Source organism: Pseudocalidococcus azoricus BACA0444 (genome assembly GCF_031729055.1).
Lineage (GTDB): Bacteria > Cyanobacteriota > Cyanobacteriia > Thermosynechococcales > Thermosynechococcaceae > Pseudocalidococcus > Pseudocalidococcus azoricus.
The window spans coordinates 22,259-32,274 of record NZ_JAVMIP010000028.1 but is presented as its reverse complement, the minus strand read 5'-3'; the positions used below and the strand labels follow the sequence as shown (position 1 = coordinate 32,274).

At 46.0% G+C, this 10,016-nt stretch carries 10 protein-coding genes and 1 pseudogene; 4 read left to right on the top strand and 7 right to left on the bottom strand.

Annotated elements, in window-relative coordinates; all coding sequences use genetic code 11:
• Positions 1 to 324 precede the first annotated feature (324 nt).
• The 4 genes and pseudogenes from RIF25_RS17450 (at position 325) to RIF25_RS17445 (ending at position 1,422) form a co-directional block, all read left to right on the top strand.
• Complete coding sequence (locus RIF25_RS17450; RefSeq protein WP_407682466.1) at positions 325 to 447, top strand: BrnT family toxin; 123 nt, start codon at positions 325 to 327, stop codon at positions 445 to 447.
• Complete coding sequence (gene brnA / locus RIF25_RS16460; protein ID WP_322879607.1) at positions 437 to 664, top strand: type II toxin-antitoxin system BrnA family antitoxin; 228 nt, start codon at positions 437 to 439, stop codon at positions 662 to 664. Before RIF25_RS17450 ends, brnA begins: the two co-directional genes overlap by 11 nt.
• Before the next feature lie 119 nt (positions 665 to 783).
• Complete coding sequence (locus RIF25_RS16455; protein WP_322879606.1) at positions 784 to 1,071, top strand: DUF433 domain-containing protein; 288 nt, start codon at positions 784 to 786, stop codon at positions 1,069 to 1,071.
• Between the two features lie 10 nt (positions 1,072 to 1,081).
• A pseudogene (locus RIF25_RS17445) lies at positions 1,082 to 1,422 on the top strand (DUF5615 family PIN-like protein).
• Between the two features lie 224 nt (positions 1,423 to 1,646).
• Here RIF25_RS17445 and RIF25_RS16450 read toward each other — a convergent pair.
• The 7 genes from RIF25_RS16450 to RIF25_RS16420 form a co-directional block, all read right to left on the bottom strand.
• Positions 1,647 to 3,071, bottom strand: a complete 1,425-nt coding sequence (locus RIF25_RS16450) for a hypothetical protein (protein WP_322879605.1) — start codon at positions 3,069 to 3,071, stop codon at positions 1,647 to 1,649.
• A 336-nt stretch (positions 3,072 to 3,407) separates the two neighbouring features.
• Positions 3,408 to 3,857, bottom strand: coding sequence for an HNH endonuclease (locus RIF25_RS16445; protein ID WP_322879604.1), 450 nt, complete (start codon positions 3,855 to 3,857; stop codon positions 3,408 to 3,410).
• A gap of 2 nt (positions 3,858 to 3,859) precedes the next feature.
• Positions 3,860 to 4,102, bottom strand: a complete 243-nt coding sequence (locus tag RIF25_RS16440) for a hypothetical protein (protein ID WP_322879603.1) — start codon at positions 4,100 to 4,102, stop codon at positions 3,860 to 3,862.
• A 17-nt stretch (positions 4,103 to 4,119) separates the two neighbouring features.
• Positions 4,120 to 6,987, bottom strand: coding sequence for an isoleucine--tRNA ligase (ileS, locus tag RIF25_RS16435; RefSeq protein ID WP_322879602.1), 2,868 nt, complete (start codon positions 6,985 to 6,987; stop codon positions 4,120 to 4,122).
• Positions 6,988 to 7,095: 108 nt separating this feature from the next.
• Positions 7,096 to 7,566 (bottom strand): TIGR00725 family protein, encoded by a 471-nt coding sequence (locus RIF25_RS16430; protein ID WP_322879601.1) that lies wholly within the window; start codon positions 7,564 to 7,566, stop codon positions 7,096 to 7,098.
• Between the two features lie 33 nt (positions 7,567 to 7,599).
• A complete protein-coding gene (locus tag RIF25_RS16425) occupies positions 7,600 to 8,352 on the bottom strand; it encodes a C40 family peptidase (RefSeq protein ID WP_322879600.1) in 753 nt (250 codons plus the stop codon).
• Positions 8,353 to 8,386: 34 nt separating this feature from the next.
• Complete coding sequence (locus RIF25_RS16420) at positions 8,387 to 9,940, bottom strand: GldG family protein (RefSeq protein WP_322879599.1); 1,554 nt, start codon at positions 9,938 to 9,940, stop codon at positions 8,387 to 8,389.
• Positions 9,941 to 10,016: the final 76 nt, after the last annotated feature.

The following is a 10,016-nucleotide window of genomic DNA, read 5'->3' as shown; positions in this document are numbered from 1 at the left end:
TACTTTTGAATTTTATTCACCACTACAATGCATCATTACTGATTTAGTACTACCAATAACTTTCTAAATCTCTTGACAAGTCTATCTCTATTACGCCGTATGGGTTCACACAGTAGTATGCCCGATTAGGAGGTATTTCAGCATTGTTTTGGTATAATAAAGGTATGTCTAATATACCGGAAAACTTCAGGTGTTTGAGTATGACCTAGAAAAGAGTCAGCGCAATCAATCTAAACATGGAATAGATTTTGAGCGTGCACAATTCTTTGGGATGATCCTCAAAGGGTAGAAATCCAGGCCAAATCTACTAGGGAGTCTCATTTTATGGTGATTGGTAAAATTGACGGAAAATGTTGGTCTGCTATTGCTACCTACCGCAACGAAAACATCCGAATTATTTCAGTGCTGCCTTCTCGTAATGATGAGGTTGAATTTTATGAATGCTGAAGAGCTAGATATGAAATTCGATCAAGGTTTGGAAATTCTTGAACACTTTGATTTGAGTTCTGCAAAGCGGCCAGGATTGGAAACTAAACGTGTCAATGTTGATTTCCCAGTCTGGATGGTTGAGGCTTTAGATAAAGAAGCTACACGATTGGGTGTGCATAGACACGCAATTATCAAGACATGGATTCCACAGATATTAGATGCCAAAGTAGTTTAATGGTTGAATTCGACGGATAACAAATTATCTGTCGTTGCAACAAAAATGCATTTCTCTACTCTGATGCAAAATGTTAGACTGACATGAATAATCCGTAGCTCACCACCGCGGTATAAACTATGTCTGCTGCTATTGATATCGGCACATTAGTCACTCGTTCCCCAGATATTGGTCACGGTCGTCCAGTCATTACAGGGACAGGAACCTCTGTTCGTCGAGTAGTTGTTTTATACAAGCAAGGTGCAAATGCAGAGGAAATTGCTCGTCGGATGAGCCACCTAAGCCTTGCCCAAATTTATGCTGCTTTGGCTTATTATCATGCGAATCGTGATGAGATTGAAGTAGATTTGGCTGAAGAAGATGCTGAATACCACAAGCTCGCAGGATTGCACAGCAAAAGGGTTTAACGAATTTTAGATGAGCCAGATACTCTTGTACCTTGACGAGGACTCAATGGATGAGGACTTTGTTCAAGCTTTGAAATCTCGCAATGTGGATGTCCTGACAGTTGTAGATGTGGGAATGCTCCATAGGTCGGATGAAGATCAACTAGATTGGGCAAAGGAAAATGGTCGAGTTATTTTTAGTTTCAATACTAGAGACTTTTACCAATTGCACACTACTCTCATTGGGCAAGGCTTGTCTCATGGGGGAATTATCTTAGCTCCGCAGCAACGATACGGGGTTGCAACTTGCTACAAGGAGCGCTGACACTGATAAACATTAAGTCCTCAGCAGAAATGCAGGGACAGCTATAATTTCTGAGTAATTGGATTTAATGAGGATAGTGGACAGATACTGCCTCTTGCATAAATATAACAGGCCGTCTTCATTTGTGAGAATAATTGAACATCACAGGCATTGGTAAGGAACAGCCCTTGACGGAACCTAGGGTGAAATCAAAACTTTGCAGATATAAAAAATTTGGCTCAAATCTCACGAATCAATACTGTTTGCTATAACGGTTGTTAGGTTGTTTTTGTTACTTTGTTTTACTTGCGGAAGGCAAAACTCTTCCATCAACAATGAAAATCTCTGGTGCCCTTTTACCAGCAGACACTTGATCCATTCTAAATTTAATTAGCTCGTCTAAAGCTTTAGTAGACTCAGTAGTTCTAATAATCAAAAAAATACTGTATTGAGTCCGTTCGGCAGCGTTATATATTTGAAGTTGTTTCTCATAGCCTGCTCTAATATTATTTGATGTGTATTTTATCTCAACATTCACCCGCGCATTGTAGCCGCTAGAAATCTTGAAATCAACAGGCCCGCGCCCAGCGTTAGGTTCTCTATTTAAATCTAGATTATGAGCACCGCAGTAGGCATCAGCTATACCAAAGAAAAGCAATTGTGCAAAACGCTCATTCCGAAGTTTTTTTGACTCATTCCAAAAATGTACAGACAACCCATTAGCCTCAACCAAAACTTTGAAATGACTACATATCTTGAGAACTAATTGAAGAATATTTTCTGGAGTTACTTTATCTACACCTAATAAAAGTGGATAAAGACTAGCGTATTCTCTTGCGATATCATGCCAAATGAGCTGTCCTGATGGATCTTTTTCAAAATCGTATTTTTCGACAGAATTTCTCTTGTATTGTTCTACTAAATCTTTCAGTACTTCGGGATGATTAAGGAGAATGTATTTCAACTCACGTTTCGGGATTCTTCTTTTCTTTCCTGATTCATCCTTCCAAGTATCTCCGATGATCTCATTTACGCGATTACGCAAGTCCTCGTTATGTGCGCAAACACGATCAATATCATCCCAACCATTTGCTACAGGAAGGTCATTTAGAATTTCGTAAGGAATCAATACTGTAGGGCGATTAGTACCAGTAATGGCTGGTAGTGAAAATTCCTTTCCGTATGCCTTTACTTGACAGGTATTTAAATTGAGATTTTTAGCAACTCGTTCTGAGTAAGTTAGTAAGTCCAGAAGAATGATATAAATTGCCATATCGCTGATTCGATCAGCACCAATGTTTTCTTCAAGAAGTCCCACTAGCTCAAAAATAACTGGATCAGCTATGCCTGCTTGTATGATTTCCCAGGCAGTACTGGTTAGATTTAGAGCAATTCCTGAACCAATACCACTACCTGATGTACCCTCAGTAGAATAGCCTAAAGATACAAATGGCAATTCTGGAAATATCAATTTTCTGTGAGCTTCACGAAAGAACCTATCGCCAGAATGTTTGGTTGCCTGTAAAAGATGAATAATTTCTGTGAAATGAGTCTTAAAACTTAGATACGAGTTCTCAAGTTCTGGAACTTTCGTTCTTTCAAGAAGATGGGGATCAACATAGAACTTTGAGTCAAGGTCTATGAATCCGTTAAATACCCCCTCTTTTCTTAGAGCTTCCTCAGCAATTCCAAAAATCTCGTTTATTTTTTTAGGCATAGAATCACTGATAATACTGTTAAAAGCTTAGCTTATGAGCAACTACAAAGGTTATGGAAGCCTCGTCCTATCCCAAATTTAAAGCAACCTAACTAGTGTATGTGTGGCAAAAAGCCAGATAACTCCATCTATAGTCTACTTATCATGCAATTTGCTTGAAAGTACTCCAAATTTGCTAATCATTTAATATTTTCTGTATAATAAGCTGTATCAGCTTTTTATCAGTTTTTATGAGCGACAATATTCTGCCACCAACACCCTAGAAGCTCTTTGTCTTGGCCAGGGATGTTCACAAGGGTAAGCACTATTTCGCTGAAATAAGATATTTGTCAACCCTCAAGATTCGATGACATCATCAGATGGTGGATGCCAACCGCCGCGAATCCAGAAACTACGAGCTTTAACAATTGCCCCATCATTATGCTCTTGATCATTTAAGTCTAAACGATTACACGTTGCCCGCCCAGTAGAGGTCTTACCCCGAATCACTAAGCCAGTCTTCTCCCAAACGAAATGCTCATTCCACTGATGTAACCGTGGGTTAAACAACTGAGTTGAAACTTGAGATTCGGGATCAACTCCTTCTGTGAAGTTATAACGGTGGCTATTACATCGTTGACAAGCCAAGGCTAAATTATCCAATGTATCTGCCCCTCCACGAGAACGTGGTTGGATATGGTCAACTTCAAAACGGGCGGCACTGGCTTCTTCAGAAGAGTGGCAGTATTCACATAGATACTTGGCCCGCTCTCGAACACGGTGCCGAATCTCTTTGGAAATCGCCATATCTAGGCAGACTCAGCAATAATCTTTGCATTAAGCAGCGTAAAAATCCGGTCGAGTTCTAAAATTCCCGTCAGTTCCACTTCTTCATCTTTTGATAATGTGGATTCCCGTCGTTTTTCGTTCAGATTTTCCAGCCGCTCTTGTAAGGTTTCGCTGAATTTGAACAAGAACAGTCCTCGAACTGGCTTCATTTGGATTCCAGCATCAATAAAGGAAGAAGGCTGAATCATCAGTTGGGCATTCATGTTTCACCTCGTTAGCCTCAAAACTGACCGTGTAAAGCACCGACACACCGTTCGCAAATTAGGGGATGAGCCTCAATTTTGCCAACTCGCTCTGAATAGTTCCAACAGCGATCACACTTTTCACCATCGGCTTTGACAATCCCAATCCCCAGGCCCCCTGCTTCTACCTGATACTTCAACTCAGATAAATCAATAGCCGAATCCAAGAGTTCAACCTGAGACGTGAGGAACAAGTAACGCAACTCATCCACGCCATTACCACTCAAACTATCAGGATTAAAGTCGGCTAAGGTTTCCCGAGATTCAGGATCAGCAATATGAAGTAAGAGTTTAGCTTCTAAGGGTGAACCAATGAATTTATCAGCCCTGGCCTGTTCTAAAACCTTGTTTACTTCTGTGCGAATATCCCGCAGTTTTTGCCATCGGGTTGCCAATTGGGGATCATGCCAGTTTTCGCTTAAATTCACCCAGCCCGATTGAAACACGGATTTATGGGGTGTGGTGTAGGGGAGAAACTGCCAAATATCCTCGGCTAAATGACACAAAACTGGGGCAATGGCTTTGGCAAGATTTTCTAAGGCAATGGCCAGAACCGTCTGACAACTGCGGCGGCGCAGGGCATCGATGGCACTGATATACAGGCGATCCTTGGCAATGTCGAGATAGAAATTGGACAAATCTACGACACAGAAGTTTTGCACCGTCTGGAAAAAGCGGAAAAATTGATAGCTTTCAAAGGCATTTGTAACATCGGTAAAGACTTCACCAATCCGATGCAGCATATAGCGATCCAATTCTGGCAGTTGGGCGTAGGGAATCGCATCTTGGCTAGGGTCGAAGTCGTGGAGATTGCCTAACAGGAACCGGGCCGTGTTGCGAATTTTCCGATAAACATCCGAGAGTTGCTTGAGAATATTTTTTCCCACCGGGACATCTGTCGAGTAATCCACAGAGGAAACCCACAACCGCAAGACATCGGCCCCATAGGCAGGTTCTTCTTTTTGGTTTGTGCCGCCCTCGATGACGATTTTGGGATCAACCACATTCCCCAAAGATTTGCTCATTTTCCGGCCCTGTTCATCCAAGACAAACCCGTGGGTTAAGACCGATTGATAGGGGGCCTGGCCTTTGACCGCCACACTGGTGAGCAAACTAGATTGAAACCAACCCCGATGTTGATCAGAACCTTCCAAATACAAATTCGCGGGGTATAAATCCTCGCCTAAGACCGCCGCCCAACTCGAACCCGAGTCAAACCAGACATCCATCGTATCCAGGCCCTTACGATACTGATCCGCCACCTCTCGATAGGACTCCGGCAATAATTCCGCCACCGATAACTGCCACCAAATATCCGAACCGTGTTGGGCAATCAGGGCCTGGACGTGGGCAATGGTTGCGGCGTTTAAGAGGGGTTCATTTGTTTCGTTGTGATAAAAGACGGGAATCGGCACACCCCAACTTCTTTGCCGGGAAATACACCAATCGGAACGCTCGGCCACCATGGAGGTAATCCGGTTTTCCCCTTGGGCTGGAATCCATTTCACCTGGGCAATCGCTTCTAAGGCAGCATCCCGAAATCCAGAAACTGAGGCAAACCACTGTTCTGTGGCCCGGAAAATGGTCGGTTTTTTGGTGCGCCAATCGTAGGGATATTTGTGGTTATAGGGTTCTTGTTTGAGAAGTGCGCCCACCTCGTCTAAGGCATTAATAATGGCGGTGTTGCCTTCAGCCAGAACATTTAACCCGGCAAATTCCCCCGCTTCTTCGGTAAAATTCCCCCGATCATCCACTGGCGACAAAATCGGAAGTCCATAGCGTTGACCGACTCCATAGTCTTCTAACCCATGGCCTGGGGCCGTGTGGACTAAGCCTGTCCCCGATTCCGTAGTCACATAATCGCCACCAATCAGGACTTCACTTTCCCGCTCAAATAAAGGATGGCGATAACGGGTGTGTTCTAGGGTTTTGCCCATGACCGTGGCCTGGATGGTTAGAGTTGTCCCCAATACTGCTTCCAGTCGCTCGACTAAATCTTTGGCCACGATCAAATACTTAAACCGGCCTGGGGCTTGTTCACCGATTTCAACAACGGCATAGACCAATTCGGGATTAACACTCACGCCTAAATTACCGGGAATTGTCCAAGGCGTGGTTGTCCAAATCGCAATTCCCAATTCGCCCAGAAATGAATCCAAGGGAAGCTGTAGCGGTTGGGACAGTGAGGTGACTTCAAAAGCCGCATACAAACTTTGGGAAACATGACCTTCTGGATATTCCAACTCGGCTTCGGCCAAGGCAGTTTGGGAACTGGGACTCCAATGCACCGGCTTTAAGCCCCGATAGATATAGCCCTTGAGCACCATTTCTCCAAACACTCCGATCTGAGCGGCTTCATAGGCGGGTTTCAAGGTGAGATAAGGTTCATCCCAATTCCCCCAAACGCCATAACGCTGGAAACTTTGACTTTGTTCATTGACGGTCTTGAGGGCAAATTCCTTGGCTTTTTGACGGAGTGCCAGTGCATCCAGGCCCCGGCGTTCTTCAGGCTTGAGGTTTTGCAGGACTTTCAATTCAATCGGCAGCCCGTGACAATCCCAACCGGGAATATAGGTGACTTTTTTCCCCTGGAGCAGTTGATATTTATTGATTATGTCCTTCAGGGTTTTGTTCATTGCATGGCCAATATGGAGCGCGCCATTGGCATAGGGAGGGCCATCGTGAAGAGTAAAGCGGGGGCCGGGGTTATTTTTGGAAAGAGTTTCGTAAATTTGCTGTTCTTGCCACCAGGCCTGGATTTCAGGTTCCCGTTTTGCCGCATTGGCCCGCATTTCAAAGGCTGTTTTGGGCAAGTTAACCGTATCTTTGTAGAGGCTCTCAGACATAGGTGTCGCTTTTGGGGGTGTGAAATCTACTCGGAACTAAAGGTAGCTGCGGTCGAAAAGTCGTCAGATTCTTACCATTGTATTATCGAAAATTACGGGAACGGGTTCTTAGACTAAAGCTTTTAGGAGAGCTACAGCCATCTCTGCATCTTGAGCCACTTGAATTGTCCGATCCAGTTTGTTTTGACGATAAAGCTGCCACGTCCCCAGGCCAATGACGGGTTTTCCTAACTTTAAGGCAAAAGCAATTTCTGAGAGGGTGCCAAATTCCCCCCCAACGGCGATGAGTCCCGCAGCGGCCTGGGCAATGATAGTGTTGCGAGCTTCTCCTAGCCCCGTGGCAATGGCAATATCTACCCAAGGATTGGCCGCGTTGGGATCTGGCCCCGGCAAAATTCCGATAGTTTGGCCCCCAGCAAGTTTACCCCCCCGACAGGCCGCCGCCATCACGCCTCCCAGGCCCCCACAGATTAAGACCCATCCCTGACTTGCGATTAATTGACCCACTACCTCGGCCTGGGCCATTCCCTCCGCTTCCGCAACACCTGCCCCGACTACTGCAATTAGGGTTTGAGCCATCAATTTACCCCACAGTGTTGCTCAATCAATCCCCTAAAGATTTGGACTAAAACTAGTCATGACTCGGCCTGCCCCGCGAAATTGCTGATAGTAGGCCTGGGAAATCGGATCAGGGTTGGGGTGATCTTGACCCAGTAGCGAATCCATGCCAATTCCATTGCGACCTTGATCTTTGCCGGAACTGTGGAGATATTCACCGCCGCCAAGATATAACCCGACATGGGTGGCTTTACTCGGTGTGCCAAAGAAGACCAGATCCCCCGATTCTAAATAAGGGACTAAATCATCGGGATTTACACCAGGATTAGGAATTGGGGCTACAAATCCCTCCTGTTGATAGGCATCACGAGGCAACCAAATTCCCATCGCCGCAAAACTGGCCTGGATTAAGCCGGAGCAATCATAACTTGGCCCCAAGGTTCCGCCCCAAAGATAGGTATGACAGCGGGTTTTGGCCATGTGACAGAACTCGATAATTGCCGGAATTCTCTGGAGAATCTCGTCCCGTTTAAGTTGTTTCGGGGGGGATAATAGGGGGGTCGGCTCTAAATGGGCTAAATCTTCCCCGGCCAGCCAACCTGGATACTGATCTTCCCAGAGTAGAATTTCATGGCCTGTCCGGTAACTGGTTTTTTCGGGTGGCAGATTGAAAAGTTGTAAATAACGCCCTGCCCAGGCCTGGGTTGCCAAGGAGCTTAAGGCCGGCGAATCATAGATATTTAAGGGGTGGGTAATCCGATAGAACTGGGAAGCGGGTAAACCGATCAGTTCGGCCCAAGTCACCATAATTTAGTTTCCCAATTAATAGTCAGCAGGGAGATCACCGCCGTTGCCACCAGGCCCCGACCGCCATCCCAAATCCCAACAGCGGCAACAATAAAATACTAATCAAAATCACCCAGCGATTCGTAGCCACACTCAGGGATAGACGGCGATTTGTGGCATCTTTGGACCGGATACTCAGGGGTTGATCATCCCGTTCCCCTAACCAAAGAATGGAATTGACAAATAAATCGCCATTAATGCCCTGTTCAAAGAAGCTATTGCTGGCAAAACCAGAATCTCCAAACACAATCAAACGGGCATCTTCGGGCTTGGTTCCATTTGCTTGATGTTGAGGTGCGAGTTCACGAGTAATGGCTACCCCCAAGGCTAAGGGGCCGATTTGATCTTGGTTGGCATCATAACTAAAGCTCTCGGCCTGCGAATTTGATTCTGCCCAGGTTTGCGGGCTACTGCTAACTAGATTTACCACCGTATCTTTTGGATTGGGAGCCACTAAGACCGCCTGTACCTTGGGAAAAAGAGCGGGGCCTTGGGCAAATTTTTGGGTAATGGGATGAGTCCCGTAGTCAAAGGCCACCACCGTATCTGGCCCCAGGCCCACCTGTTGTGCCACCCCAGACCCATCAATGACCCAGCGGTTATCTAGTTTTACGCCCCAAGCATTGAGAAGCGGTTCCAGGTCAGTCGTCACATCGGGATCCAACATCAACAGGACACTTCCCCCCCCTTTGAGAAAGTTTTCTAAGGCAGTAACCTCTGGGGCCAGGAAACGTTGGCGCGGCCCAGCCACAATCACCACATTGGCATCGGCTGGCACTTGGGGATTTGTCAATAAATTCAGGGGTTCGCTTTGGACATTGCGCTTGTTTAAAACATCCACGGCCTGGGAGAGACTGTCATTGCCCCCAGACAAGGGTAACTCGCCATGACCCTGGGTAAAGTAGGCTCGGGTGGTTTGATCTCCAGTCACTTTAACCAAGGCAGGGGTGAGGTTGGCTTCCTTTAGTTCTCCTTCTAGGGGCTGGCTGCGATTCCCGGACTCGAGAATGACTGCCCCAGTTTGTTGAATATTAAATTTTTTGGCTAACCCCGGTTGCTCAGTCGGATCAATGAATTGAAAACTCACATTCCCTTGGCTTTGGCGTTGAAATTGCTCCAAAAGCAGACGCTGGCTACTGGGGGGATTGCTCTCAAAAACGAGGATATTAACTGGCTGTTTTAGCTCTTTGAGAACCTCCTGAGATTCTAAGGCCAGGGTAAACTGCTGGTTTTCTGTCAGATCAAATTGGGTTCCGTAGCGCACCCCAAGAAAATTGAGGATCCCTAAAAGAGCCAGAACAGCAATTAAAGACAAAAGGTTATTGGCACTGGTTTGGGTCGAACGCCGTCCCCAGAATCCAGGGGAAATTCGGGCTTGCATCACTAACCAGGCCAGGAGCAGTCCGCCCGCCAAACCCAAGAGAATGATCGGCAGTAACCCCCAACTGCCACTGACGATCCCGGCGGCAATGCCCATAATCAAGAGAAAGAGGGCCGCAACACCAAGAAGTTGTGGATTGAACTGACGGGGTAAAGACAAGCGTTTCAAGACAACTGCCCCAAACTTTGGATAGATTCAACATTCATCTCCAGGCCTGGCCGGGTCGCGGCGGCTACCGAAGTTG

What these genes read in the sequence shown, in the direction of transcription:
- RIF25_RS17450 (WP_407682466.1), top strand. Translation starts at nt 325, where the DNA reads ATGGTGATTGGTAAAATTGACGGAAAATGTTGGTCTGCTATTGCTACC.
- brnA (WP_322879607.1), top strand. Translation starts at nt 437, where the DNA reads ATGAATGCTGAAGAGCTAGATATGAAATTCGATCAAGGTTTGGAAATT.
- RIF25_RS16455 (WP_322879606.1), top strand. Translation starts at nt 784, where the DNA reads ATGTCTGCTGCTATTGATATCGGCACATTAGTCACTCGTTCCCCAGAT.
- RIF25_RS16450 (WP_322879605.1), bottom strand. Translation starts at nt 3,071, where the DNA reads ATGCCTAAAAAAATAAACGAGATTTTTGGAATTGCTGAGGAAGCTCTA.
- RIF25_RS16445 (WP_322879604.1), bottom strand. Translation starts at nt 3,857, where the DNA reads ATGGCGATTTCCAAAGAGATTCGGCACCGTGTTCGAGAGCGGGCCAAG.
- RIF25_RS16440 (WP_322879603.1), bottom strand. Translation starts at nt 4,102, where the DNA reads ATGAATGCCCAACTGATGATTCAGCCTTCTTCCTTTATTGATGCTGGA.
- ileS (WP_322879602.1), bottom strand. Translation starts at nt 6,987, where the DNA reads ATGTCTGAGAGCCTCTACAAAGATACGGTTAACTTGCCCAAAACAGCC.
- RIF25_RS16430 (WP_322879601.1), bottom strand. Translation starts at nt 7,566, where the DNA reads ATGGCTCAAACCCTAATTGCAGTAGTCGGGGCAGGTGTTGCGGAAGCG.
- RIF25_RS16425 (WP_322879600.1), bottom strand. Translation starts at nt 8,352, where the DNA reads ATGGTGACTTGGGCCGAACTGATCGGTTTACCCGCTTCCCAGTTCTAT.